The organism is uncultured Ruegeria sp. (assembly GCF_947500045.1).
In the GTDB taxonomy this organism is placed as follows: Bacteria; Pseudomonadota; Alphaproteobacteria; order Rhodobacterales; family Rhodobacteraceae; genus Ruegeria.
Map to the genome: position 1 here is coordinate 87,051 of NZ_CANMQQ010000015.1, position 25,265 is coordinate 112,315.

Annotated in this window: 21 protein-coding genes and 1 pseudogene; 12 read left to right on the plus strand and 10 right to left on the minus strand. The window is 54.5% G+C overall.

Annotated elements, in window-relative coordinates; translation table 11 throughout:
• Position 1: 1 nt before the first annotated feature.
• Both phnL and phnN read left to right on the plus strand, forming a co-directional pair.
• Positions 2-685 (plus strand): phosphonate C-P lyase system protein PhnL, encoded by a 684-nt coding sequence (gene phnL / locus Q1B46_RS19860; protein WP_299951099.1) that lies wholly within the window; start codon positions 2-4, stop codon positions 683-685.
• A complete protein-coding gene (phnN, locus tag Q1B46_RS19865; RefSeq protein WP_299951102.1) occupies positions 682-1,227 on the plus strand; it encodes a phosphonate metabolism protein/1,5-bisphosphokinase (PRPP-forming) PhnN in 546 nt (181 codons plus the stop codon). The genes phnL and phnN overlap by 4 nt, the downstream gene beginning before the upstream one ends.
• Here phnN and Q1B46_RS19870 read toward each other — a convergent pair.
• On the minus strand, positions 1,209-1,880 hold the full coding sequence (locus Q1B46_RS19870) for a DUF1045 domain-containing protein (protein ID WP_299951105.1): 672 nt from the start codon (positions 1,878-1,880) through the stop codon (positions 1,209-1,211). The genes phnN and Q1B46_RS19870 overlap by 19 nt on opposite strands.
• Between Q1B46_RS19870 and Q1B46_RS19875 the strand changes: the two genes are divergently transcribed.
• Complete coding sequence (locus Q1B46_RS19875) at positions 1,879-3,072, plus strand: alpha-D-ribose 1-methylphosphonate 5-triphosphate diphosphatase (protein WP_299951109.1); 1,194 nt, start codon at positions 1,879-1,881, stop codon at positions 3,070-3,072. The genes Q1B46_RS19870 and Q1B46_RS19875 overlap by 2 nt on opposite strands.
• 288 nt (positions 3,073-3,360) lie before the next feature.
• Complete coding sequence (locus Q1B46_RS19880; protein ID WP_299951112.1) at positions 3,361-6,153, plus strand: bifunctional aconitate hydratase 2/2-methylisocitrate dehydratase; 2,793 nt, start codon at positions 3,361-3,363, stop codon at positions 6,151-6,153.
• A gap of 299 nt (positions 6,154-6,452) precedes the next feature.
• On the opposite strand, the gene Q1B46_RS19885 is transcribed toward Q1B46_RS19880, so the two are convergent.
• The 4 genes from Q1B46_RS19885 to Q1B46_RS19900 form a co-directional block, all read right to left on the minus strand.
• Positions 6,453-7,475: an adenylate/guanylate cyclase domain-containing protein gene (locus Q1B46_RS19885; protein ID WP_299669537.1), complete on the minus strand. Its 1,023-nt coding sequence runs from the start codon at positions 7,473-7,475 to the stop codon at positions 6,453-6,455.
• 3 nt (positions 7,476-7,478) lie between these two features.
• The gene (locus Q1B46_RS19890) at positions 7,479-7,838 is read right to left on the minus strand and encodes a group 1 truncated hemoglobin (RefSeq protein ID WP_299669535.1); all 360 of its coding nucleotides are present in this window, start codon (positions 7,836-7,838) and stop codon (positions 7,479-7,481) included.
• 153 nt (positions 7,839-7,991) lie between these two features.
• The gene (locus Q1B46_RS19895; protein ID WP_299951116.1) at positions 7,992-8,822 is read right to left on the minus strand and encodes a class I SAM-dependent methyltransferase; all 831 of its coding nucleotides are present in this window, start codon (positions 8,820-8,822) and stop codon (positions 7,992-7,994) included.
• 78 nt (positions 8,823-8,900) lie between these two features.
• Positions 8,901-9,740, minus strand: coding sequence for an alpha/beta hydrolase (locus Q1B46_RS19900; protein ID WP_299951119.1), 840 nt, complete (start codon positions 9,738-9,740; stop codon positions 8,901-8,903).
• A gap of 259 nt (positions 9,741-9,999) precedes the next feature.
• Here Q1B46_RS19900 and Q1B46_RS19905 point away from each other — a divergent pair, with 259 nt between their 5' ends.
• From Q1B46_RS19905 to Q1B46_RS19925, 5 genes are all read left to right on the plus strand, one after another.
• Positions 10,000-12,231 (plus strand): ATP-binding protein, encoded by a 2,232-nt coding sequence (locus tag Q1B46_RS19905; protein WP_299951122.1) that lies wholly within the window; start codon positions 10,000-10,002, stop codon positions 12,229-12,231.
• Positions 12,224-12,937 carry a response regulator gene (locus tag Q1B46_RS19910; protein ID WP_299951125.1) on the plus strand — a complete coding sequence of 238 codons (714 nt, stop codon included), beginning with the start codon at positions 12,224-12,226 and terminating at the stop codon, positions 12,935-12,937. The genes Q1B46_RS19905 and Q1B46_RS19910 overlap by 8 nt, the downstream gene beginning before the upstream one ends.
• 146 nt (positions 12,938-13,083) lie before the next feature.
• Positions 13,084-14,274, plus strand: a complete 1,191-nt coding sequence (locus Q1B46_RS19915; RefSeq protein ID WP_299951128.1) for a cytochrome P450 — start codon at positions 13,084-13,086, stop codon at positions 14,272-14,274.
• A gap of 372 nt (positions 14,275-14,646) precedes the next feature.
• A complete protein-coding gene (locus Q1B46_RS19920) occupies positions 14,647-15,498 on the plus strand; it encodes a TIGR01459 family HAD-type hydrolase (protein WP_366871607.1) in 852 nt (283 codons plus the stop codon).
• A gap of 193 nt (positions 15,499-15,691) precedes the next feature.
• Positions 15,692-16,816, plus strand: coding sequence for an amidohydrolase (locus Q1B46_RS19925; RefSeq protein ID WP_299951132.1), 1,125 nt, complete (start codon positions 15,692-15,694; stop codon positions 16,814-16,816).
• A 125-nt stretch (positions 16,817-16,941) separates the two neighbouring features.
• On the opposite strand, the gene Q1B46_RS19930 is transcribed toward Q1B46_RS19925, so the two are convergent.
• The gene (locus tag Q1B46_RS19930) at positions 16,942-17,988 is read right to left on the minus strand and encodes a zinc ABC transporter substrate-binding protein (RefSeq protein ID WP_299951135.1); all 1,047 of its coding nucleotides are present in this window, start codon (positions 17,986-17,988) and stop codon (positions 16,942-16,944) included.
• A gap of 56 nt (positions 17,989-18,044) precedes the next feature.
• Here Q1B46_RS19930 and Q1B46_RS19935 point away from each other — a divergent pair, with 56 nt between their 5' ends.
• Genes Q1B46_RS19935 through Q1B46_RS19945 form a run of 3 tightly spaced genes read left to right on the plus strand, consistent with a single transcriptional unit; the run spans position 18,045 to position 20,106 of the window.
• The gene (locus Q1B46_RS19935; protein WP_299951138.1) at positions 18,045-18,557 is read left to right on the plus strand and encodes a transcriptional repressor; all 513 of its coding nucleotides are present in this window, start codon (positions 18,045-18,047) and stop codon (positions 18,555-18,557) included.
• Positions 18,558-18,559: 2 nt separating this feature from the next.
• Positions 18,560-19,300 (plus strand): metal ABC transporter ATP-binding protein, encoded by a 741-nt coding sequence (locus Q1B46_RS19940; protein WP_299951141.1) that lies wholly within the window; start codon positions 18,560-18,562, stop codon positions 19,298-19,300.
• Positions 19,300-20,106, plus strand: a complete 807-nt coding sequence (locus tag Q1B46_RS19945; protein ID WP_299951143.1) for an iron chelate uptake ABC transporter family permease subunit — start codon at positions 19,300-19,302, stop codon at positions 20,104-20,106. Before Q1B46_RS19940 ends, Q1B46_RS19945 begins: the two co-directional genes overlap by 1 nt.
• 305 nt (positions 20,107-20,411) lie before the next feature.
• Here Q1B46_RS19945 and Q1B46_RS19950 read toward each other — a convergent pair whose 3' ends face one another.
• From Q1B46_RS19950 to Q1B46_RS19965, 4 genes and pseudogenes are all read right to left on the minus strand, one after another.
• Positions 20,412-21,797: an aldehyde dehydrogenase family protein gene (locus Q1B46_RS19950; protein ID WP_299951146.1), complete on the minus strand. Its 1,386-nt coding sequence runs from the start codon at positions 21,795-21,797 to the stop codon at positions 20,412-20,414.
• On the minus strand, positions 21,794-23,467 hold the full coding sequence (locus Q1B46_RS19955) for an acetolactate synthase large subunit (protein ID WP_299951151.1): 1,674 nt from the start codon (positions 23,465-23,467) through the stop codon (positions 21,794-21,796). Before Q1B46_RS19955 ends, Q1B46_RS19950 begins: the two co-directional genes overlap by 4 nt.
• An 89-nt stretch (positions 23,468-23,556) precedes the next feature.
• Complete coding sequence (locus tag Q1B46_RS19960; protein ID WP_299951154.1) at positions 23,557-25,065, minus strand: FMN-binding glutamate synthase family protein; 1,509 nt, start codon at positions 25,063-25,065, stop codon at positions 23,557-23,559.
• 50 nt (positions 25,066-25,115) lie between these two features.
• Positions 25,116-25,265 (minus strand): annotated as a pseudogene (locus Q1B46_RS19965) (5-aminolevulinate synthase); the annotation flags it as partial.

Sequence of the window (25,265 nt, forward strand, 5' to 3'; positions counted from 1 at the left end):
GATGATCGAACTCAACAATGTGTCAAAAACTTTTACGCTTCACAATCAGGGCAGCGCGGTGATCGAAGTGCTTTCGAACGTCTCCCTTTCTGTGGCCCCAGGCGAATGTGTGGCCCTGACCGGTGCGTCCGGCGCCGGGAAATCAACGCTTATGCGAATGATCTATGGCAACTACCTGACGCAGAAGGGCGAGATCTGCATTGATGGTATAGATCTGGTTCAGGCCGCTCCGCGAGAGGTGATCGCGCTGCGTCGGGACGTGCTGGGCTATGTCAGTCAATTCCTGCGCGTGGTGCCACGCGTGCCAACGCTGGAAGTTGTAGCCGAGCCGCTCCGTGCGGTCGGTGTCTCGGCGTCCGAGGCTGAAGCGCGGGCCAAGGTTCTTTTAACACAACTCAACATTCCAGAACGGCTTTGGAGCCTTTCGCCAACAACCTTTTCAGGGGGCGAACAGCAACGTGTGAACATCGCGCGCGGCTTTGCCCATCAATACCCGGCGTTGCTGCTGGACGAACCCACCGCCAGCCTTGATAGGACCAACCGCGAGGTGGTTCTTTGCCTCATCGAAGAGGCCAAAACGCGCGGCGCGGCAATCATCGGCATATTCCATGACGAGGCCGCGCGGGATCGGATCTGTGATCGCGAAATCGACGTTACCGCATTTACTCCGGGTATCGCCGCATGACAATCGGACGCCTCATAGCGGTCGTCGGGCCATCGGGTGTTGGTAAAGACAGTGTGATGGCGGGCATTTACGACGCCCTGCCGCACATGCACGTTGTTCGTCGCGTAATTACACGCGCGCCCGGTCTGGGTGGTGAGGACTATGAGGCAGTGTCGGTCTCAAAGTTTGAGGAAATGGCTCGCGCCGGGGCCTTCGCGCTACACTGGGGGGCCCATGGGCTTTTCTATGGCGTGCCCGCAGACGTGGAAACCCACCTGAGTGAAGGCACCGATTGCTTGACCAATTTTTCACGCTCCGCTCTGGCCGAAGCAGCCAGGATTTTTCCCCATTTCACAGTTCTAAATATCACCGCAAAGCCAGAAACGCTCGCCCTCCGCCTTGCGTCAAGGGCGCGTGAAACAGAAGAGGAAATTGCGAAACGCCTGACGCAAGTAGACAAACCTTTGCCCGCAGGTTTGAATGTAATCCATCTGTCCAATGATGGCCTGCTCGCCGATACCATCGCGCGCGCGACCCTCTTACTTCAACCTGCGAGTGCATAGCGATGGATCAGCTCAAACCGTCCATCTTCGCGTTCACCACACAGTGCAATCTGATCAACCACAAACGGGGTCGGCAATTCCGGCAGAAACCGCTGCACCGTTTCGGTCCAGACTGGAATATCGGCCTTGGGCAACCGCCCCGTGAGGGTCATGTGAAACCTAAACTCGTCCATCACATACGGGTAACCCCAACGGGTCAGCAACGCGTCCTGTCGGGCGCTCAGCCCCGATTTGCGCCGTCTTTCAAGTTCCACCTCGTCTGCAGGTGCTCGGAACCCGTCGAGGTCTTTGACGCAAGCCCCCGCCACGCGCCGCAACGACTTCAAATCTCCACGCGGCGTCAGCGCCAGAAAACGGCCCAATCTTGTCAACTCCAACCCATCGCAGATGGCCGGAGCGAGCACGGACGCCAGCTTAGACGCTGCGGCAGTCAAATCCTCGGCAGTACGGCCATCCGCCAGCCAAAACGGTGGCTTCAACGTCCCGTGGAACCCATACTTGCGCGGTGTCATAGTGATGTCACTCAAACCGGGCAGATCGAAAGTGGATGTTTCGCAGCCGCCGGCAATATCCCATCCCAGCCAGGACGCGCCAAAATCGGCCAGCGTCCCGGCGGGTCGGACATAATAGATCGCAAATCGAGTATATGACATGAATTCCCCTTTTTCTGCGCCCACTTTGATAACAGCTTGTGACAGCGATGTGTCAGGCAACCTGTGTCTTGCCAATGCACGGCTGGTTTTGCCGGATCAGGTTGTAACCGGCGCGGTGACCATCGAACAGGGTATGATTACAGACATTCAAGAAGGCGGAAACGTGCCGTCCGACGCAGTGAACTGCGATGGAGATTTTGTCATCCCCGGTTTAGTAGAATTGCACACCGACAATGTAGAACGTCATATCGAACCGCGCCCGAAGGTTGACTGGCCGCATCTGCCGGCACTTATCGCACATGACGCAGAGCTGGCCTCGACCGGGATCACCACAGTATTTGATGCCATGCGCGTCGGCTCAATACACAGTGGCAAAGGGCGTTATATCGATTATGCCCGCGAACTTGCCAACGAACTGCTTGCTGCGCGTGCTGAAGGCATTTTCAAGATCAGCCATTTCCTGCATCTGCGCGCTGAGGTCTGTTCCGAAACCCTTCTCAAGGAATTGGCCACATTCGGCCCCGAAGACAGGGTCGGGATCGTCAGCCTGATGGACCACACGCCTGGGCAGCGTCAGTTTCGCGATTTGGCAGCGCTTAAAACCTATGTGACTAAGAAGCGCGGCATGACAGATACCGAGTTTTCTGAACATGTGGAGAACCTGCTGAACCTGCAAAAACGCTTTGGCGCCAAACATCAGGCTGGTACTGTCATTGAAGCGGGTCGCCTGGGCGCAGTTTTGGCTAGCCACGACGATACCACAGCCGACCATGTCTTGACGTCGGCGCGAAACGGGGTGGGCTTTGCCGAGTTTCCAACCACGTTACAAGCCGCCGAGGCCTGTCGAACCCACGGCATTGCAGTAATGATGGGTGCACCTAACCTGATCCGGGGCGGGTCGCATTCCGGCAACGTCGCCGCCGAACAATTGGCCCATGCCAACCTGCTGGACATCATGTCATCAGATTATATTCCTGCGGCGCTTTTGCAGTCCGCATTCCGCCTTGCCGAAATCTGGAATGACCTACCCCGCGCTATCGCAACCGCGACCAGCAACCCCGCCAGCGCGGCCCGCCTGACTGATCGGGGTACCATTGGGATAGGCTTGCGCGGCGACATTCTGCGCGTGCGTAAGCTAGACCACACACCCTTGTTGCGCGGCGTCTGGAGCCGAGGCAACCGTGTGGGGTAGCAACAGGCCTCGTTAACAAGACCTTGGGGTGACCGTGATTGACAAAGCTTGATCCTCAGGACTTGAACTGACGCGCTTATCAATTTACCGCTGCCCCTTGCGACCAACTGTCTGATCAGTGATCAACCAGGTTTGGCGATGGTCCAAGGGCATTTCCGGTCATATGCGGCAATCAGGCGCTTGAACTCCGTCATGCTAATGTATACGAAAGTATACTATACCGATCCAGCGACGATTAAGCCGGCCCGAAATATCGCCCCATAGCATGCCAGAAACGCGGAAAAGAACATGAGCCTCTACAACGATTATTTGACCGAGATCGAAGCCCGCAAGGAACAGGGCTTAAGCCCCAAACCCATCGATGATGGCGCACTGGCCCGCGAGGTTATTGACCATATCAAGGACATCACCAGCGCGCACCGTGATGACTGTCTGCACCACTTTATTTACAATACGCTGCCCGGCACCACGAGCGCCGCAGGCGAAAAGGCACGCTTTCTGAAAGAGATTATCCTGGGTGCAGCAGAGGTCGACGAAATCACACCGGCCTTCGCTTATGAGCTTTTGAGCCATATGAAGGGTGGCCCGTCGGTCGAAGTGTTGCTTGACCTCGCGCTGGGATTGGACGAAGCAACGGCCCGTGACGCAGCTGAAGTGCTTAAGACCCAGGTCTTTCTTTACGAGGCAGACACAGACCGCATCAAGGCGGCATACGAGGCTGGCAATACCATCGCCGCGGCCCTTCTGGACAGTTATGCCAAGGCCGAGTTTTTCACCAAGCTGCCCGAGATCGACGAAGAGATCAAAGTTGTCACCTATGTAGCCGCCGAAGGCGACATCTCGACCGACCTTCTGAGCCCCGGCAATCAGGCGCACTCGCGCGCTGATCGCGAGTTGCACGGCAAATGTCTGATTACCGAAGACGCGCAAAAGGAAATCGAGGCCTTGAAGCTCAAGCACCCCGATGCGCGGGTCATGCTGGTGGCTGAAAAAGGCACGATGGGCGTTGGGTCCTCGCGTATGTCCGGGGTCAACAACGTTGCGCTGTGGACCGGCAAGCAGGCCAGTCCCTATGTTCCTTTCATCAACATCGCGCCGGTCGTGGCGGGAACGAACGGCATCTCACCAATCTTCCTGACCACCGTGGGTGTGACCGGCGGGATCGGAGTTGATCTCAAGAACTGGGTCAGGAAAACGGATGAAGATGGCAAGCCTATCTTGAACAATGACGGCAATCCGGTGCTGGAACAGAAATATTCGGTCGAAACCGGAACCGTTCTAAAAATCAATACGAAGCAAAAGAAACTCTATAGCGAGGATGGCGGCGATGAACTGGTCGATATGGCCGGATCGTTCACACCGCAGAAGATGGAGTTCATGAAAGCCGGTGGATCTTATGCCATTGTGTTCGGCAAAAAACTGCAAACTTTCGCAGCTGAAACGCTGGGGATCGAGGCGCCGCGCGTCTTCGCCCCCTCGAAAGAAATCAGCGTTGAAGGTCAGGGCCTGACGGCGGTTGAAAAGATCTTTAACGCCAACGCGCTGGGCATCGTATCCGACAAGATGCTGCATGCTGGGTCCGACGTGCGGGTGCGCGTCAATATCGTCGGCAGTCAGGACACAACCGGGCCGATGACGGCACAAGAGCTTGAGGCGATGGCCGCAACCGTTCTGTCCCCCTCGGTGGATGGGGCTTATCAGTCGGGCTGCCACACGGCTTCAGTCTGGGACGCCAAGGCGCAGGCCAATACGCCGAAGCTGATGGCCTTCATGCACAAATTTGGCCTGATAACCGGGCGTGATCCAAAAGGCACCTATCATGCGATGACTGACGTCATCCACAAGGTCCTCAACGACATCACCGTCGATGACTGGGCAATCATCATTGGCGGCGACAGCCATACCCGGATGTCAAAAGGTGTGGCATTTGGTGCGGATTCAGGAACCGTGGCGTTGGCACTGGCGACCGGTGAGGCGACAATGCCAATCCCGGAATCTGTGAAGGTGACATTCAAGGGCAAGATGGCCGATCACATGGACTTCCGGGATGTGGTCCATGCCACCCAGGCACAAATGCTGGCCCAGCACGGTGACAACGTGTTCCAGGGACGGATCATCGAGGTGCATATCGGAACGCTGTTGGCTGATCAGGCATTCACCTTCACCGACTGGACTGCGGAAATGAAGGCCAAGGCATCCATCTGCATTTCCAACGACGACACGCTGATCGAGTCGCTGGAAATTGCCAAGTCACGTATCAAGATCATGATCGAAAAGGGTATGGAGAACGATGCCCGTATGCTTAACAGCTTGATCGAGATTGCGGACAAGCGCATCGAACAGATCAGATCGGGCGAGAAACCCGCACTGACACCTGATGGAAACGCAAAATACGCGGCAGAGGTCATCGTTGATCTGGATGAAATCATTGAGCCAATGATCGCGGACCCGGACGTCAACAATGCGGATGTATCGAAACGGTATACCCACGATACAATTCGCCCAATCTCATTCTATCGTGCCGAAAAGAAGGTGGACCTTGGGTTTGTGGGGTCATGCATGGTGCACAAAGGCGATATCAAAATCGTCGCTCAGATGCTGCGCAACCTCGAGGCCGATCAGGGAGATGTCACTTTCAAGGCACCGCTGGTCGTAGCCGCCCCAACCTACAACATCATTGATGAGTTGAAGGAAGAGGGCGATTGGGAAATCTTGCAGAAATACTGCGGGTTCGAATTCGACGACGCGGCGCCCAAAGTGAATGCGCGAACCGAGTACGAAAATATCCTCTATCTTGAACGTCCGGGCTGCAACCTTTGCATGGGCAACCAGGAAAAAGCCGCCAAAGGGGATACAGTTCTTGCCACATCGACACGCCTGTTCCAGGGCCGGGTAGTTGCGGATTCCAATACCAAGAAGGGTGAATCCTTGCTGGGTTCCACCCCGGTCGTTGTTCTCTCGGCAATCTTGGGGCGCACGCCAACACTTGAGGAATACAAGACAGCGGTTGATGGCATCGATCTGACCAAGTTCGCACCACCAACTCAGAAGCCTTTGGGCAGCATGTCCGCGCATTTCTAGGTCCACGGTTTTCTCAGGGAACGCTTCGATAGCAGATATACCGATTTGGTGCCGAAGACCTGTACAACAAACGAGGGGCGTACGCGTGAAATCCGTACGCCCCTTTCAAAACTTTAACTGCGCATTCTTCAGACGTGGGTGTTTTCCATTGTTCGTGAGAAGAAGGCGCAGCCGAGGCTTATAGATCGCTCGTACGGAAGAGAGACAAAGCCGCTGAACACAGTTGCTTCGACCAATCCCCAACCGTTGTAGGAAAAGCTCAAAATGGACGTCTTTAAGCTGGAATACAGTTGATCAAATCAACTGCTGTCCGAAAGCCGCCAGACATCCTGCTCACCAAACCCCCGGATTGCTCTTGCCCCGATGTTTTCAAGATCGAACTGGTCCTTCAAAACATTTGCCACTTCGTCCTGGACGCTGATTTCCATCGGCTCAGAAAACTCCTGCAGACGCGAGGCAAGGTTCACGGCGGGCCCGAATATGTCATAGACATATTTCTGAATTCCAACGACCGAACCAACAACTGACCCCGAAGAAAGGCCGATGCGGCATTGCCACTGATGCGGATGGCTTAGGTTGCGACGCGTCAGATAGCGCACAAACCGAATGGCGGTGTTAGCGATTGCCTTGGCGTGATCTGGGGTTGGATCAGGCAACCCGGCAACTGTGATGTAGGCGTCGCCGATTGTCTTGATCCGCTCGCAGCCGAATTGCTCTCCGATACGGTCAAAGGCGCTGTAAATGTCGTTCAGTTCGGTGACGGTTACGCTGGGATCTTGCGAGGCAACCATTTCCGTAAAGCCCACAAAATCCAGCATCAGAACGGAGACCGGATTGTACAATTGCGGGGTTACAACACCGAAGGTTTTGTATTCCTCATAGACAGATCGAGGCATGATATTGAGCAGCAGTTTTTCCACTTGCTCTTTCTCGCGCTTGATCTCTCTGGTGTTGCGCTCAACCATCATCGAATAGGAATCGATCATGGATTCCAGCTCTTTGATGCGCGTGATGTTTTGGCAAACCAGAACCAGCACATCGTCGTTTGTTGAGGTGAAATCGAGCGCGATTATCAGTGTTCTGCGTTTCTTCTTGAACCTGATTTCAGAGGTATATCGCCCGCTTTCTGTAAGCGCAGTCTGCATTGCCCCAACATCCAGGTCAGGGAAAAGCTCCTGCAACTGATTTGGTTGGTTTTCGCTGCTGAACCAATCGTCAAACGTATCATTGCGAAATCCGAATTGCAGCGTCCTGCTGTCCAGAAGCGCGACGCCCACACCGATTGCCCGCAGGAGCTGTTCATTGATGGCTTCAATCGTCATGTGTCACCCGACAATCAAGGGGCGGCGTTTTGCGAACTCAGCGACAACTGCCTCAACGTCCTCATCAGCCATGCTGTGCTCACGCAAGGTGGCGCGAAGCACCACTTCGAGTTCGTCAAAATGCGCATCGTTGATATCGAGATGAGAATGCAGTTGTTTCAGCTGCTTGTCCGTATAAGACGCCGGTCCGCCAAGCAGGGAAGCAATGAATTTGGTCTGGTGATCAACCATCCGGGACATGTCGACCTCGTCGAAGAATGGCCCGATCTCGTCATTGTCGAGGAGGGTATCGTAGAAGGAGAGGACGATCTTGCTCACTTGCGAAAATCCCCCGTACTTCTCATAGAGCGTGCGTTCAGCCATAACAAAACCCTTTCAAACAAAGTACGAATAGGGAAGCGCCCCTTGTTGAAGACTACAAATTCTAACCAGACCAATTCAAGTCCGCCTGCCAGTTTCTAGTTCATTGCGCCCTTCGGGGGATTTCCGAAGGGCGTTCTGAGCCGTCAAATCGCTTCAGCGGCGCTCAATAATAATCTCGGCATACTCGGACGAGATGCAGAGAGAATCGTTGGTGGAAATGTCGAACTTGTCGATCAGCGCCATCATGTCGTTGCGCAATGCGGTCTGACCATCCGTATCCAAGGCCTTGAACGCTTTTTGCATGGGGCCATAAAACGTACGAAAGTACTCCATGAAGTGCGCAGCCGAACGATAGCGGAACATGAAGTTCTTACGCTGGAATGATGCGACCTCACATTGAGTTCCAAACGTCTGATCAATCCATTCCCGATTTCCCCACATCGCCGGAGAGTTGACACCGGCGGGAGGCGGCACGTGCTTCCCAATCGTCTTGAACAGTTGCCCGATAAAGCTTTCCGGAGTCCAGTTGGCCATGCCGATCTTTCCGCCCGATTTAACAACACGCTGAAGCTCGGCCGCGGATTGCGCTTGATTGGGCGTGAACATAACGCCGAAAGTAGAGACAACCGCGTCGAAAGACTGATCCTCGAAAGGCAGGTTTTCGGCGTCAGCGACCTTGTAGTTTACAAATAGACCTTCGGCTTGCGCACGTTTGCCGCTGGCTTCCAGCAGGCTTTCAACATAGTCGGTCGAGGTCACGTTGCAAAAGCGCCGTGCAAAGGCCAAAGTCGCGTTTCCATTACCCGCAGCCACATCAAGGATTGTGGAGTCCGCACACATATCCATGGCTTCGGCAAGCTCTTCACCGGTTATTTGCAGCGTCACTCCGACTTTGCTGTAGTCACCGGACCCCCAGGCCGCGTTCTGTTTTGCTTTGATTGCAGTGAAGTCTGCTGTTTGAGCGATAGTTGATTGAATGCCCATGATTGATATCCTCCGGGTGTTTTGCTGGACTTAGATCAGCGGTTTTAAAGAGTGTCGCATCCTTTGAATGCGACTGGTTTATGCGGCTTCGACATGTGGCCAGCTGAAGTCGACGGTCGGCCGTTCGGCGTTGGCAACGTGTTCGAATATTCTTGAATTGACCCATTCTGGCTGAAAGATCGGTGCCATGTGCCCAAGTTCTGGCAGCAGGGCGATACGTGCATTGGGCAACGCCTTTGCGATGGCCACGGCCACATGCTGTGCGATCCCTGGGGATTCCAGACCTGTCATCACCAGGGCAGGCATCGTGAGATCGGACAGGTCCTTTAACGTCCAGCTCTCAGCGAACCCATTGGCAAAGTCGCTCATTACTGATGAGATCAGGCCGGCGAACTTTTGTCTGGCCTTTACGGGCAGGTTGTCCCAAAATCCGTCACCGTTCCAGAAATCAAGGAAGTGCCGCATTCCCGCAGGCGCATCACCCTCTGCCGCAGCCGCAGTAACCTGCCCCGACAAAAGCTTGATCTGTTGAAACAGGCGACGACCCTTGTTGTTCCCATGATTCAGAAAGTGAAAAGCTGCCGGTTCATAAACTGTCAGGCTTTTGACCAGATCAGGGCGCATCAAGGCAATCTTGATCGCGATCCCGCCGCCATTCGAATGACCGACAAGATGGACAGCGCGGCCCAGCTTTTCAATTTTCTTGATCACGGAGGCCGCCGAAATTGCCGCCCCTGTTTGAGTGTGATCACCAACCAATGGGGCACGACCGTAGCCGGGCAGATCAAAGGCATGAACATCAAAGCGACCTTCGAGATCGTCCATCAGTTGGTTCCATTGTGCGCCGCTGGACGCAGAGGAATGCAATGCGACAATCGGTGCATTGTTTGCTTCTGTAGACCTAAATGAAATCGTCATTGTCTTTACTCACTTGCGTTTGTGATGAGTAGAAACTGGACGTTCATTGTTTCATTGCAATTTCCGAAATAGGCGCAACATGTTTCAGTTGTTGCTCTGTGAAGCAGTTCACACAACGCGCTATCTGTCTTTAGAACATGGGAAATTATGACTGAATTTGGTTTGGCACTGACTGATTTGAAACAATTGAAACACTAGATGCAGATTTTGAAATGGCGCTGAAACAATGATACCGTAAAAAAACAGGATGACGGTGGACATGGCGAACGATTTTCAGGAAATCGAGAAGGCACGAGACCTCCTGCGCGATGCAATCGAGTCTCTCAAGGAAGGGTTCGCCCTGTATGATGACGACCGTCGTCTCGTGATGTTTAACCAACGCTATGCAGAGATGAACAAAGGGGTCTCGGACCTATTGAAGCCGGGTCTGGACTGGGAAATCCTGATGCGTGAAACGGCGCGTCGCGGGATTTATGCTGATGCGATCGGCAATGAGGAGCATTGGGTCTCTGACCGGTTGGCCAACGGTATCGAGTTCATTCAGGATTATGAATTGGCCGAAACTGACGGGCGGACCTATCTGGTTTCCGTCCATCCCACCCATCTGGGCGGATTTGTTGTCACGCGCGAGGATATTACAGAACGCAAACAAGCCGAGGCCGAGGAGCGCGACGGGGATCTGCTGATCAGAAAAGTGCTGGATGCCAGTTCTGCAGTGGTAACAATGGCGCGGATCGGTGATGGCCAGATCCTGTATCGCACGCCCGCGGCCCTGCAAATGTTTGGTGCAGCCAAATCTGCCCGTGAGCATTATGCCAACCCCGACGAGCGCGCAGATTTTGTGACCTTGCTGTTGGCGGACGGTCGTGTTGATAACTTCAAGCTTGATCTGCTCAACGCCAACGGAAAGGTGTTTCCAGCTTCAATTTCTTCGCAGCTGATAGATTACAAAGGCGAAGAAGTCATCGTGACCAGCATTATTGATCTCACGGTCCAAAAGGAAGCTGACGCTCTGATCAGGCAAGTAATGGAAGCTTATCCGGCCGCCATTAATATGACCCATGCCGAAACGGGTGAGGTTTTGTTCGCCACACCGGAAATCAAGGCCCTGTTTGGCCCTGCCCGCAATTCCAAATCCTATTATGCCGATCCTTCGGAGCGTCAGCGATACCTGAAAGACCTTCGGGCTGCAGGGTCTCTTAAAGATCGGCGGATGGAATTCATTGATTCAGGCGGAAGAAAATTCTGGGGCGCAGATTCATCGCGCTTGATCGAATTCAATGGCGAAGAAGTCATAGTTTCAAACACCCGTGACCTTACAGATGAGCTGGCGATTGAAGAAGAGCTTGCGAAGCAACGAGAGATGCTTTTCCAGAATGAGAAAATGTCAGCACTTGGCGAACTGCTGGCCGGAGTGGCCCATGAGCTCAACAATCCGCTTTCGGTGGTTGTGGGTCACTCTCTTATGCTCAAGGAAGAGATCTCCGATCCAGATTTGACGGTCAGGATCGAAAAGATCAGCAACGCGGCGGAACGGTGTGCAAAGATCGTTAAAACCTTTCTTGCGATGGCGCGCCAGCAACCCAGCAATATCGAAGATGTAGATGTTGCCGGGTTGGTTACGACCGCTGCGGACGTCGTAGGTTACGGCACTCCATCAGATGGTATTCGCATCCGGCAGAGTATTCCGGCGGACCTGCCCCCTATCGCCGCTGATGCGGATCAGATCACTCAGGTTATTATCAATCTAATCATCAACGCTGAACAGGCGATGACGGCATCAGGTTGCGGTGATCTTATCGAGCTTACAGCAGAATTAAGCCCTGCAACAGGCATGGTGGAGCTGGCGGTAAAGGACAATGGTCCTGGCATTCCCAAAGCCATTCGCGCACGCATCTTTGAGCCCTTCTTTACGACCAAAGAAGTAGGTGAAGGCACCGGCATTGGCCTTGCATTTTGCCACCGAATTATTCTGTCTCACGGTGGTCAGATCAGACTTGATCCGAGTGATAGAACAGGCACCTGCATGCGGATTCTGCTACCGATTGGAACCCGACAGGAAGCGGCCGAAAACGAACCAGTCGACCCGATTTCTGCGTCGTTAAATCTAAGGGCCTTGGTGGTAGATGATGAAATCGAAGTCGGTGAGTTACACGCCGAAATACTGAGAAGAGACGGCTTTGACGTTGATGTCGTTTCTTCTGGTGAAGATGCGTTACGTAATCTTCGTTCACAAAACTACGACATATTCCTGAGCGATCTGAATATGCCGGGTGTCGATGGGCGAAGAATCTATGAAGCCTTGGTCGCCGATTTCCCGGAGATGCTGGACAGAACAGCCTATGTAACCGGTGATACGATGGGGCAAGCCTCACAAGGGTTGCTCAGCGAGTCTGGGCTGCCGCATATCGAAAAACCCGTTTCCCCTTTGGAACTAAGAACCCTCGTCGGCAATTTGCTCGCCGATCGGAAGGAAGCATCCGATGGATAATCAAAAAACCCATATCCTGGTATGCGATGACGAAGTCGACGTGCGCGAAATGCTTCAGGAATATCTTGGCAAACGCGGGTACAAGGTTTCAGCGGCCTCGGGCGGAGACGCGCTTCGGCAGATACTTTCGATCAACGCGGTGGACGTCATCGTCATGGATATCAACATGCCAAAGGAAGATGGTCTTTCGGTTCTAAGATCATTGCGCCCCGACGATACAACGCCCGTCATAATGCTGACCGCGGCAGGCGATGTGGTTGATCGCATTGTCGGGCTGGAAATGGGTGCGGACGATTATCTGGGCAAACCCGTCGACCTTCGGGAACTCGAAGCCCGGATCAAGGCGATCCTTCGGCGCGAAGCCATTCACGAGACAACGACCAAGGAAAACCCAGACATAAACGGCGCACCCTTTGGCGAATTCACGTTGGATAAAGACGCGGCCAAACTTTTGGCGGCCGATGGGTCCGAAGTTCAGTTGACGGCAATGGAATACAGCCTGATCAAGGTTTTCGCAGAAAACAAAGGGCGCGTTTTGAACCGGGATCAGCTTCTGGAACAGGCGCATGACCGATCCTGGGACCCATTCGATCGCAGCATCGATATCAGGATTTCCCGGCTGCGTCGAAAGCTCGAAACTAACCCGGAAAAGCCCGAGATCATCAGAACCGTGCGTGGCATCGGATATCTGTATGACCCAAAGTGAATGCCCCTTTTGATAGTCTTCGTGCTAGAATAGATGTGGGCCACTGCCTATGAACCAGCATTTTGGCCCATTGTAGCGGCGCGAATGTCTGACCTGAGACACGCGTTGGAACACTGAGCGCACCGGGGTCAACCAGTATGCTATCAATGTCCGAACTTCCCGAACTGGACTTCTCGTCGGAAGAATATCAAAAGCACCCGTTTGAAACTCTGGCCGAACTTGCACGCAAATGGCGCGTGGCGCGCAGTAAACGCGGTGTGGAAATTCTGGACTACGATCTCTGCCGCAACATGATCTTGGATCGCCGGTTTGGCACCGGGCATCCAAGATTGATGCATCTTTTGGGCCTGCCAGAAGGCCGCGCCTTAAACTACAAACGTGAATCCATATCTTTCTATAACCGGGGCGATAAGCGGCGCAAACTGCGGCAGCCGATTGCGCGCCTCATGAGCCCGCACGCCTCTGAGGCGTTTCGACAGGACATCAAAAGTGTAATCGCCGACATAATTTCAGACATCCCGACACACTCAAGTGTCGACCTGATTGCGAGGCTTTGTGATCCCACGCCCTCGCAGGTCTATTGTTATTGGGTCGGTGCGAACAAAGAAGATGCATCCTACATCGCCAGAACATCACACACAGTTCAGCAGGTTCACACGCGAAATCCCGAAAAAACGCCGGAAATTGTCGAAGCGTTTGACAGCCTGCTCGATTATGCAGAGGCCCGTATTGCTGCAGCAAGAAAGGCCCCTACTGACAATTTGATTTCGGATTTGGTCCGTGCGGCAGACAATGGCGAGTTTACGGATGACGATCTTCGGAACTGGATAATCAAACTGGCTGAAGCGAACACTGACAACTCGTCTCATCAAATTGCGAGCACCATTATCGAACTGGCCTCACGACCCACAATCTGGCAACGGTTGGGCGAGGATCCTGACGCAATTCCAACCGCCGTGAATGAGGTTATGCGTATTCATCCGCGTTCGATCTCAACCTCTCGCGAAGCACTGGAAGATGTCGAGATCGAAGGTGTGCATATCGCCAAGGGCACGCCGGTTTTTGCAAATATCGGAGCCGCGCATTGGGATGAACGCTACTATCCAGAGCCTGAAAAGTTCTCTCTGGAGCGTGGTGGGCAACCGGCTCATCTGAATTTCGGGGGCGGCGTATTCTCTTGCCTGGGACGCTATGCGATCACGATCGAAGTCGAAGAGGTTGTCCGCCACATGACAAAAGCCTTCCCACGTATCCGATTGGACAAGGCAGAATTCAGCCATTCACCCATGTTTACTGATGTGATCGAACTGCGCGCAACACTTGCCCCTTTTGAATAAGCCCTCCAATAAATCTGCGACATAGCTATCATTCGGGCATCGTATAGTTGGCGAGACGTACCAATTTGGGCAATGGCCGCATTCCGCACCACTACAATTTCGTTCGAAACCATCAATGCTTCTCCCTGATCGTACGTTAAATAAGCGCCCGTCAGACCTAGGTCTTGTTGTTGCGGGCGTCATCGGAGCGCCGCCGTTTTTTCGCTGGGATATCAATATCTGGGATTCAAAGGTTCTGCGCCAGGACGAGTCCGCCACCATGGACCCCGCTTAACGAATTTGCCTGGCCACAAATCAGCTTGATCCTAGTTGTCATTCTCGTTGCCCTAATGATAAGCGAATGGCTCTGTGCCAAAGTACAGGGGCGATCATTTGACTAACATCTCGATAGAAGACGCGTTTGAGGCTTATGAAGCTGCGCGCCATCGTCTGCCGTCTGTCGCGGCAAAGGATCGGACCTTTCGTTGGGCAGGCACGCTTGAGGACATAGCCGAAGATTTTGATGTTTTTCTCCTTGATGCGTTCGGTGTTCTCAACATAGGCGAAACTGCCATCCCCGGCACACCCGAGCGAATTGCAAAGCTGAAAGCCATGGGAAAGCGCGTTCTCGTGGTCTCGAATGCCGCTGGGTACCCTCATGCGACGTTGATGGAGAAGTACACGCGGCTTGGCTATGACTTTGCTCCGCAGGATATCATCACCAGCCGTGCGACATTGCTGGCTAACTTGAATTCCCAACATGACGTACATTGGGGGCTGATGGCCACACCCAGCACAGGCCTTCGCGAACTGGAAGGTCTGAATTTGACCTATCTGGAGGAAGACAGCGCCCCTTATGACGCCGTCGACGGGATTTTGATGATTGGCTCTGCAGCATGGACCGAGGTGAGACAGGCATTGTTGGAATCCGCACTGCTAAAGCGTCCGCGGCCTGTATTAGTCGGAAACCCGGACATAGTAGCCCCGCGTGAAAACGGCTTTTCGTCCGAACCCGGCCTATTCGCGCATCGCCTTGCTGATCGAACCGGGGTGGTTCCGGAATTCTTTGGAAAGCCGTTCGGCAACATCTTCGAATTGGCCCTCAAACGGTTGGGGTCTGTCGACAAATCCCGCGTTCTTATGGTTGGCGACAGTCTGCATACCGACATTCTGGGCGCTCGCGCCGCTGGCATCGCATCGGCGCTGGTTTCAGGTTACGGCTTTTTTTGCCGGGTACGATATTGAAGACCCCATTCAAAAAGCAGGCATCGTACCAGACATCGATGTGAGCCGACCTTAAGGTCTGAGCGACGCGGCCCGCAGAGGTGGTTGTAGAGCCGCGCCGCGCAGGGTATGCAACTACGCCGCCGGCGATCGGCCAGTTCGCCGGAAGATACTGACTAATCGCCCAGTCCTCTGACCGAGAGAAGCTAATTCGATGCTAGACCTGACCCGCTTTCGCCAAGACCTGCATACGCATCCAGAGATCGGCTTTGATCTGGACCGAACGCCACGATTGATCGCCGAGCAACTGGAACATGCTGGACTTGAAGTTACGCGTGGTATCGGGCGCTCGGGCCTTGTTGCAACGCTGCGCCGGGGTCCTGTTGAAACGGCGATAGGGTTTCGTGCAGACATGGACGCGCTGCCGATTGAAGAGGCCAATACCTTCGCTCATCGTTCGCTCAATCCCGGCATGTTCCACGGATGCGGCCACGATGGACACAGCACGATGTTATTGGGTGCCGCCCTGAGGCTGGCGGATGATCCGACGCTCGAGCGGACCATTCATTTTGTGTTCCAGCCCGACGAAGAAAACGGAAACGGTGCTGCTGCCATGATTGCGGACGGGCTTTTCGACAGATTTACGATGTCGGCGATATTCGGATTGCACAACATGCCCGGTATGCCACTTGGGCATTTTGCCACACAGGCCGGTCCGTTTTGTGCATTCGAAGACAATTTTGAGATCCAGATTCAAGGGCGCGGTGGACACGCTTCGATGCCGGACAAGGGGGTTGATCCACTTGTGACCGGCTCGGCGATTGTTTTGCAATTGCAATCCATCGTATCGCGGTCGTTGCCTGCCAGCGAGCATGCAGTTGTTTCAGTTACCGAATTCCTGACCGACGGGGCACGCAATATCCTGCCCAGCAATGTGACTTTGCGCGGGGATTGCCGTGGGTTTTCAAGCGAGGTGTCAAACACGATCAAGACCCGTATGCGCGCAATTGTGGACGGTACGTGTGCTGCGCAAGGTGCCAAGGCAACACTGGTATACTCCACGTCATTTCGACCGCTCGAAAACAACGCTGGTGCCACAGCGACGATCGTCAATGCCGCCCACGAGGTCGGCTCTGTAGATGCCGAATATGGACGGGTGGGGTTCTCTGAAGACTTCGCGGAATTCCTGACGCATCGTCCCGGTGCGTTCATCCTGATGGGCAACGGAGTGGATGGGCCCGCAGCGATGCCGCTTCACAATTCATCCTATGACTTCAATGACGATGCCTTGGAGCACGGTGTTGCCTTTTGGGTCAGGCTCGCCCACCAAGGCGGCTGAACCTCGCATAACACAAATACGCCAAGAGATCGTTCATTCAGGAAGCTCGAAACCTAACGAACTTGGCCGCGTCTGCCTAAGTACGGCCCGACCGGGGAGTTAATCCGATCGGGTCTCTGCTTGCCTCAAAGACACTCGGCAAGTGTCTTGGCCATATTGCGGATGACTTGCGGATAAAGCTCGGTTCCGGGTTCAAGGTCAGACCCCAGCGGATCGATCACACCGGTATTGGCCTCTGTACCATCCAGGACAGTTGCAACAATTCCAGGGTTGAATTGTGGTTCAGTCAAAACGCAACTCACGCCCTCATCCCGGATACGTGCCTGTATTTCTGCAATGCGGGCCGGGCTGGGGTCGGCGGCATCGCCAACTGAAATCGCACCTGAAGCCGGGAAATCAAAGGCGTCTTCAAAATACTGATAGGCGTCGTGGAATACTACAAAGTTGCCACCTTGAACTGGTTCAAGAATCTCAGCGACTTCGGCTGACAGAGCTGTCATTTCTTCGCGTGCAGCCGCCGCGTTGGTAAAAAATGTGCCCGCGTTTTCTGGATCCGCTGCCGACAGCTGGGCGGCTATGACGTTCAGCCAGTTTTCTGCATTTGCAGGAGAAAGCCAGGCGTGGGGATCATGATCACCATGCGCGTGCCCGTCGTCATGGTTGTCATGGTCCGCGTGATCATCATGATCGTGATCGTCGTGGTCATCTGCATGGTTATCATCATGATCGTCATCGTCATGCCCCTCGCCTTCCGCATGCTCATCATGATCGTGGTTTTCACCCTCTGCATGATCATCGTGGTCATGCGCCTCAAACAATGCGTTTTCACGGAAATCGAGCAGAACCGTGCCGTCCGATTCAAGCAACGCCGTAACAGCTGCCCCATCGCTAAGCGTCTCGACAGCGCCTTCCATCCACGGGGTCAGATCTTCACCGATCCAGAACACCAGATCAGCCTCTTGCAGCGCAGCGGCTTCCGATGGGCGCAGATTGTATTCGTGCGGCGACGCACCCGCCGGTATGATCAGATCAGGAGTTCCAACCCCCTCCATAACACGAGCCACCAGCGAGTGGACGGGCGCGATGTCTACCGCTACTTTGGGGACGTCCGCCATGGCGGTCCCGCCGATTAACGCAGCGGTGATCGATAGTGGAAGAAGCTTTCTGGACATCAGACCCTCTGTGTGATTGTATAACATTACGAGCGGCATACATGATATGGAATAACATGACAAGTGAGACGCACCCTGATCCTGCTGACAAAAACGCACTGGTCGGATTTCATAAACACAACCATGAGAACTGCGTTGAGACAGCGATGGCGACAGCCGATACGCGGTGCAAGGATGAAGGGTTGCGTCTGACCCCTGTACGGCGAAAGGTGCTTGAGATGTTGCTTCAAGAGCATCGCGCACTGGGGGCGTATGCCATTCTTGACGGATTGCGCGATGAAGGGTTTGGTTCGCAGCCACCAGTGGCCTACCGCGCCCTTGATTTCCTTGTCCAGAATGGTTTTGTCCACAAGATCGAGCGATTGAACGCGTTTGTTGCGTGCTCTCACCCCGGTGCGGCCCATTCTCCAGCTTTCATGATCTGCCGAAAATGCGAAGCGGTTGCAGAAGCGCAGTCAACCCCGGCCAAAGGCATCCTTGGCGCAGCCGCACGTGCAGTGGGTTTCGAAATTGAGCGAACGGTTGTAGAAGCCGAGGGACTCTGCCCCGGCTGCACTAAAAAGGCTTAGAAATGACCTTGATCACCGTTGAGAATCTCAGCGTGCGTTATGGCGCAAATACCGTACTGCGCCATGTCGATATGGCGGTTGAAGCCGGAGAGATCGTTACCATCGTTGGTCCCAATGGCTCGGGCAAGACCAGTCTTTTGCGTGCCATCATCGGCGCGACCAAGCCGTCGGCAGGTCAGATCTCGTTGAAACCGGGATTGAAGATTGGGTATGTCCCGCAAAAACTGCATATCGATCCAACGCTACCGATCTCGGTTGAAAGGTTCATGCGACTAACTGATCGCGTTTCGAAAAAGCAGTGCGAGGAATCCCTTGAAATTGCCGGGGTGCCGGATCTTATGACGCGCCAGATGTCGCAGTTATCCGGCGGGCAATTCCAGCGCGTCTTGCTGGCCCGCGCCCTGATGAACCGCCCGGATGTTTTGCTTTTGGACGAAGCAACGCAGGGACTCGACCAGCCGGGATCGGCCGCATTTTATCATCAGATCGAAAAAGTCAGGCGCGAAACAGGATGCGCCATTGTGATGATCAGCCATGAGTTGCATGTGGTCATGAGCGCTTCGGATCGCGTGATTTGCCTTAATGGGCACGTATGCTGCGAGGGGTCCCCGGCGGTCGTGGCGTCGGCTCCAGAATACCGGGCACTGTTTGGGTCCGGCACGGGTGGTGCGCTCGCCCTATATCGTCATGATCATGACCATGATCACGACAACTGTGAAACCTCTCAGGAAGCCGCAGAATAATGCTTGATGATTTTATGACGCGCGCAACGCTTGCGGGTATCGGTGTTGCTTTTGCTGCCGCCCCATTGGGGTGTTTTGTTGTTTGGCGTCGGATGGCATATTTTGGGGATGCTACCGCTCATGCGGCGATCCTTGGCGTCGCGCTTTCGCTGACCTTTCAAGTGTCGGTCTTTGCAGGGGCATTGGCGGTTGCGCTTGCCATGGCCCTCACCGTGACCATGCTGTCAGGGCGCGGTTATGCGATGGATACGCTGCTGGGTGTTCTGGCGCATTCCGCCCTTGCATTCGGCCTTGTCGCCGTTTCTTTTCTATCCGGCGTTCGCATAGATCTTATGGCTTACCTCTTTGGTGACATCCTTGCCGTTTCACGCACGGACCTGATTGTAATCTGGGGTGGTGCCGCCCTTGTTGTGGCCCTGATCACATGGCGTTGGTCCCACCTTCTGACTGCCACGTTAAATGAAGAACTGGCTTATGCCAGCGGCTTCAACCCGAAACGAGAGCAACTGATCCTGACACTGGCCCTAGCCGTAACCGTGGCTGTCGCAATCAAAGTCGTGGGCGTTCTTCTGATCGCTGCGATGTTGATCATTCCTGCGGCTGCGTCCCGCAGTTTGGCGCGATCGCCGGAATCGATGGCATTGATTGCCGCAGCAATCGGCACTTTTTCCTCTGCTGCCGGGTTAAGGGCCGCATACGTGTTCGATACGCCTGCCGGGCCATCTATCGTCTGCGTGGCCGCGATTCTGTTTGCCTGCCTCAGTTTAATCGGATGGCAGTCGCGAAACGGATCCAAGCACAACTAAGGCCATTCGCAACCTGCCTATTGCTGTTTATCGTCCGACGTTGATCAATCCCGCTATGGTCAGTTTATAGCCACGATTTCTTCCCGTGTTATCAGGGCGCAGCAAGCTTTGCACATCCTCGCCGAAAGATACCAGCCAGCCAGTGAAGTAATCGTGGCTGACAAGGCTGGCACTAGGGTCATGAACATTCAGAAACGTGGCTAAGATGCTACGCAGATTAGTGATTTTCCCGCTGGCGCCGTTATCCATCCAGTGATGTGCGATTAAGACCGAAGCGGCCAGACCCTCTGAACTCTCTACCTATCTCAGAGTTTTATCACAGCCAATTTGTCTTGTGTCATGTCGTGCATGGTGTAGCCAATTCCGCCGGTGTTGTACCCGGATTGCCGACGACCCGCGAAGGGCATCCAATCGACCCGAAAGGCGGTATGATCATTCACCATGACGGCGGTTGCATCCAATCTCTGTACGGCCTGCATTGCGGTGCCAAGCTTATCGGTGAACACTGCCGCCTGAAACGCAAAGGGCAGGTTGTTTGCAGTTTCATACGCCTGATCCAACTGGTCATAGCTATAGACACACACCACTGGCCCGAATATCTCGGCCGTTGAAACCCGCGCATCTGCTGGTGGGTTCAGAAGGACGGTGGGTGCATAGGTGGTCGGACCCAACCGTTTCCCCCCTGTCAAAACGCGTGCGCCACCCTGGACAGCCTCATCCACCCATTGTTCGACCCGATCAACTTCGCCGGGACGGATCAAAGGACCACAGTCTACGCTGGCATCACGGGCGTCGCCCACCTTAAGCGCCGACGCCGCAACTGCGAGTTGCTGAGCGACCTCGTCGGCCATTCCCGATTGGGCAAATACGCGCTGGACCGAAACGCAAACCTGACCGGAGTGATAAAACGCGCCCTTGGTCAACAAGGGGATCATAGTGTCAATATCAGCCGTCTCATCGACAATAACCGGTGCCGCGCCACCATGCTCTAACGCACAACGCGTACCCGGTGCCAGCTTAGAGTGCAGCATCCACCCGACCCGCGCCGATCCTATGAAAGAAAAGAACCCAACCCGCGCATCGGTGATCATTTGCTCGGCCACATCATTGTGGCAGATCGCAAGGTGGCACCAATCTTTCGGCAGGCCTGCCTCGTGCAGAATGTCGACAAAGGCTTTGCAGGACAGCGGCGTATCAAGCGCCGGTTTGACAAGGACTGGACATCCCGTTGCAATCGCCGGGGCCACCTGATGCACGATCAGGTTCAGCGGGTGATTGAATGCGCTTGCGGCAACCACCACTCCGATAGGTTCGCGTTGCGTAAAGGCAATGCGGCCCGCACCTGCGGCGGTCAAATCCATCGGGATCTCGCGCCCAGCGATCTGCCCGATCTCATGGATACAAAGTTCGACACCATCAATGGCGCGCGTCACTTCAATGCGCGCGTCGACAAGGGGTTTACCACCTTCGCTGGCGATCAGCATCGCCAGGTCTTCGGCGCGATCCGCCATGATCCGGGCGGTGTTTTTTAGGACCTCAATCCGCCTATGGGCAGGTAGCCAAGCGCTTCGATCGCGATGCAGACGGTGCGACACGTTCAACATGGCATCCACGTCGGACCACGCTTTGATTTCGACACTGCCAATTGGCTCAAGATCGAATGGGTTCAGGACATCAAGAACGCCGCTCATATCAGGCAGACCTTCGCCGCAAGCTCATCAATCAGAACACGCTGGTTTTCGCTATAGTCGACAGGTAAATCGATCAGATGTACACCACCTGCCTCAAATGCCTTTTCGAAGGTCGGCACCAGATCTTCGGTCCGTTCAACGCGGTGTCCGGTAGCGCCATAGCTGTTTGTGTATTGTACGAAATCCGGGTTGTTGAACTCTAACCCCCAATCCTCGAACCCGGCGTGTGACTGCTTCCATCGGATCATGCCGTATGAACTGTCATTCAGCACTGTGACAACCATGTTGAGACCCAGACGAACAGCAGTCTCGATCTCTTGACTGTTCATCATGAAGCCACCGTCGCCACAAATCGCCATGACACGCCGTTCGGGATACAGCTTTGCCGCCATCATGGCCGAAGGCAGCCCCGCACCCATGGTGGCCAACGCGTTGTCCAGCAAAACCGTATTTGGCTGATAGGCCTGATAGTTTCGTGCGTACCAAATCTTGTAGATACCGTTGTCTAGCGCGATGATATCGCAGTCACCCATGACTTTGCGCGTATCGGCCACAAATCGCTGCGGGATTACAGGAAAACGCGGGTCATCGGCGCCTTCTGACGTATGCAGGTCTGTCTCGTTTTTGACGCGTTGGAAATAGCTGCGATCAAACTCCACGGGTCCGCCCAGTATTTCGCCCAATCGTGCGATGGACTGAGTCAGATCGCCCACCACCTCGACCTGCGGGAAATAGACCTGATCCACCTGCGCGGCTTTGTAGTTGATATGGATGACCTTGGTTCCGCCTTCTTCCATAAAGAAAGGCGGTTTTTCCACCACGTCGTGGCCGACATTGATAATCAGATCGGCCCGGTCGATAGCGCAGTGCAAATAATCTCCATCCGACAGCGCGGCAGTGCCCAGAAACAACTCGGACCGTTCATCCACAACACCTTTGCCCATCTGCGTATTGAAAAACGGGATCTGGGTGTCATTCACGAACTTGCTGAGCGCACTTCGCGCATATTTGCGGTTCGCCCCGGCCCCCAGCAACAAAAGCGGCATTTTTGCTGCGCGGATCAAATCAGCGGCTTCGTTCAGAACCGTATCACCGGCCACCGCATAATGACGTGGATGCGGCTCAAGAACGCGTTCCGACGTCTCTTCGGCGGCGATGTCTTCTGGAAGCTCCAACAAAACCGCGCCGGGGCGTTCTTCCTGCGCGACGCGAAACGCCTCACGGACCAGTGAGGGAATGGTATTGCCGTGTACGATCTGTTTAGACATCTTGCAGATCGGATCAAACAATCCCACGACATCGATAATCTGAAACTGACCCTGTTTCGATTTCTTGATGGGCTTTTGCCCCGTGATCATGATCAGCGGCATTCCACCCAGATGAGCATAAGCTGCAGGTGTGGCAAAGTTCGTAGCCCCCGGCCCCAGCGTCGCCATGCAGACACCGGCCTTGCCTGTCAGTCGCCCATAGGTAGCTGCCATGAACGCAGCACCTTGTTCGTGGCGCGTTAGTACCAATTCGATTTTTGAGGTTCTCAGGGATTCTAGAACATCCAGATTTTCCTCTCCCGGAACGGCAAAGATGTATTCAACGCCCTCGGCCTCAAGCGCTGCGACAAGCAGATCAGAGGCTTTGGTGATTGGCGATGCGGTTTGGTTGTTAGCGGTCATGTAATCTCCTGTTATCACGGCAAGTCAGCAGGTTCGGGCGGCTATCAAAGGAAGGTATCACCTTTTCAGATTAGGTGCCGAACCTTCGACTATTCAGCGGCTTGTATTTGTTGGGGTTCGGGGTACAGCTCGTCCATTGAAGCCGATCGACCGTTATCCAGTACCACACGCGCGTGATACCGTTTTAGCAGGCGCGGCTCTGCGACGCCGCAGCTATGGGCAATGATGCCGACCTCTTTCTTCATGTTCTTAGCATAACTTGCAACGCGTTCAGCCTTGCTGGTCGGATCAAGCCCGAATTGAAGCTTCGTGTTGTGTGTCGTGATACCTGTCGGACAGGTATTCTTGTTACATTGCAGCGCCTGAATGCAGCCGAGTGCGAACATGAAGCCCCGGGCCGAGTTCACAAAATCAGCCCCTGCACAGAACGCCCAAGCGACCTCGGAGGGGTTGATCATCTTCCCGCTGGCGCACACCTTGATCCGATCCCTCAGCCCATATTTCTTAAGCATATCTACAGTCAGAGGCAAGCTTTCGCGCAACGGCATGCCCATGTTGTCGATCAAACTCATTGGTGCGGCCCCGGTTCCACCATCCGAACTGTCGATGGTCACGAAATCAGGGGCGCTCTCGGGGCCGCGCCGTAGAATCTCGGCACACAGGCTGTCAAAAAAACCGTAGGCACCGATCACAGCTTTGAAACCTACTGGCTTTCCTGTCACTTCGCGGACAAAATTGATCATGTCCAGCAGGTCACCGACATTTTCAATCTCGGGGTGCCGATTGGGGCTGATCGCGTCCTGACCTACCTTGAGTCCGCGGATTTCGGCGATGTCTTCGGTCACCTTTGCTCCGGGCAGAATTCCACCTTTTCCGGGTTTTGCCCCCTGGCTGAGCTTAATCTCGAACATCTTGACAGCATCATGCGCGGCCACCGCCCGCAACTTGTCCTCATCAAAGCCGCCTTCGGGTTTACGTACCCCGAACTTGCCGGTCCCGATCTGAAATACGACATCCGCACCGCTTTCCAGATGATACGGGGACAACCCGCCCTCACCCGTATTGATCCACATCCCGGCTTTCTTGGCACCTTGGGACAGGGCTCGGACAGCAGGGATAGAAATCGCGCCATAGCTCATGCCCGATATGTTAAACAGCGCATCAGTTGAATAGGGTTCACGCGCATAGGGCCCGACAGTCACGGTCGAGGGACCCTCGGCATCCTGTTCCAATGTCGGGAAAGGGCAATTCACGAAATAGACCGTACCGGTCGGGCGCAAATCGCGGGTCGATCCGAACGCGACCGTCGAATCCACATTCTTGGCCGCGCGATAGACCCACGACCGTTCTGCCCGGTTGAACGGCATTTCCTCGCGATCCTGCGCAAAGAAGTACTGCCGAAAGAACTCGCCCATATGTTCAAAGAAATACCGAAACCGAGCAACCACAGGATAGTTCCGCCGCAATGTGCTTTCGGTTTGGGTCTTGTCATGTACGTAAATCACAACGACCCAAAGAACCGCGATGCCAATCGCGAAGATAAAGGCGTAAGAGAGGACTTCCAAAAGTCCCAGGATTACAGAGTAAAGCTCCGGCATTTCAACCTCCAGGCTGGGGTAATTGTTGCGGGTTGAACGGGATATCGCGGCTATCCAACCTGCACGTGGCGGTTCATGCTACATAGGGACCAAAGAGCATCCAAACCAATCACGAGGTTGTCAATTTCATCCGGCCCATGCACGGGCGACGGGGTGAAACGCAGGCGTTCGGTGCCGCGGGGGACGGTTGGGAAATTGAT

Excerpts from the sequence above, each read along its gene's own strand:
- phnL (WP_299951099.1), top strand. The coding sequence starts at position 2 with ATGATCGAACTCAACAATGTGTCAAAAACTTTTACGCTTCACAATCAG.
- phnN (WP_299951102.1), top strand. The coding sequence starts at position 682 with ATGACAATCGGACGCCTCATAGCGGTCGTCGGGCCATCGGGTGTTGGT.
- Q1B46_RS19875 (WP_299951109.1), top strand. The coding sequence starts at position 1,879 with ATGAATTCCCCTTTTTCTGCGCCCACTTTGATAACAGCTTGTGACAGC.
- Q1B46_RS19870 (WP_299951105.1), bottom strand. The coding sequence starts at position 1,880 with ATGTCATATACTCGATTTGCGATCTATTATGTCCGACCCGCCGGGACG.
- Q1B46_RS19880 (WP_299951112.1), top strand. The coding sequence starts at position 3,361 with ATGAGCCTCTACAACGATTATTTGACCGAGATCGAAGCCCGCAAGGAA.
- Q1B46_RS19885 (WP_299669537.1), bottom strand. The coding sequence starts at position 7,475 with ATGACGATTGAAGCCATCAATGAACAGCTCCTGCGGGCAATCGGTGTG.
- Q1B46_RS19890 (WP_299669535.1), bottom strand. The coding sequence starts at position 7,838 with ATGGCTGAACGCACGCTCTATGAGAAGTACGGGGGATTTTCGCAAGTG.
- Q1B46_RS19895 (WP_299951116.1), bottom strand. The coding sequence starts at position 8,822 with ATGGGCATTCAATCAACTATCGCTCAAACAGCAGACTTCACTGCAATC.
- Q1B46_RS19900 (WP_299951119.1), bottom strand. The coding sequence starts at position 9,740 with ATGACGATTTCATTTAGGTCTACAGAAGCAAACAATGCACCGATTGTC.
- Q1B46_RS19905 (WP_299951122.1), top strand. The coding sequence starts at position 10,000 with ATGGCGAACGATTTTCAGGAAATCGAGAAGGCACGAGACCTCCTGCGC.
- Q1B46_RS19910 (WP_299951125.1), top strand. The coding sequence starts at position 12,224 with ATGGATAATCAAAAAACCCATATCCTGGTATGCGATGACGAAGTCGAC.
- Q1B46_RS19915 (WP_299951128.1), top strand. The coding sequence starts at position 13,084 with ATGTCCGAACTTCCCGAACTGGACTTCTCGTCGGAAGAATATCAAAAG.
- Q1B46_RS19925 (WP_299951132.1), top strand. The coding sequence starts at position 15,692 with ATGCTAGACCTGACCCGCTTTCGCCAAGACCTGCATACGCATCCAGAG.
- Q1B46_RS19930 (WP_299951135.1), bottom strand. The coding sequence starts at position 17,988 with ATGTCCAGAAAGCTTCTTCCACTATCGATCACCGCTGCGTTAATCGGC.
- Q1B46_RS19935 (WP_299951138.1), top strand. The coding sequence starts at position 18,045 with ATGACAAGTGAGACGCACCCTGATCCTGCTGACAAAAACGCACTGGTC.
- Q1B46_RS19940 (WP_299951141.1), top strand. The coding sequence starts at position 18,560 with ATGACCTTGATCACCGTTGAGAATCTCAGCGTGCGTTATGGCGCAAAT.
- Q1B46_RS19945 (WP_299951143.1), top strand. The coding sequence starts at position 19,300 with ATGCTTGATGATTTTATGACGCGCGCAACGCTTGCGGGTATCGGTGTT.
- Q1B46_RS19950 (WP_299951146.1), bottom strand. The coding sequence starts at position 21,797 with ATGAGCGGCGTTCTTGATGTCCTGAACCCATTCGATCTTGAGCCAATT.
- Q1B46_RS19955 (WP_299951151.1), bottom strand. The coding sequence starts at position 23,467 with ATGACCGCTAACAACCAAACCGCATCGCCAATCACCAAAGCCTCTGAT.
- Q1B46_RS19960 (WP_299951154.1), bottom strand. The coding sequence starts at position 25,065 with ATGCCGGAGCTTTACTCTGTAATCCTGGGACTTTTGGAAGTCCTCTCT.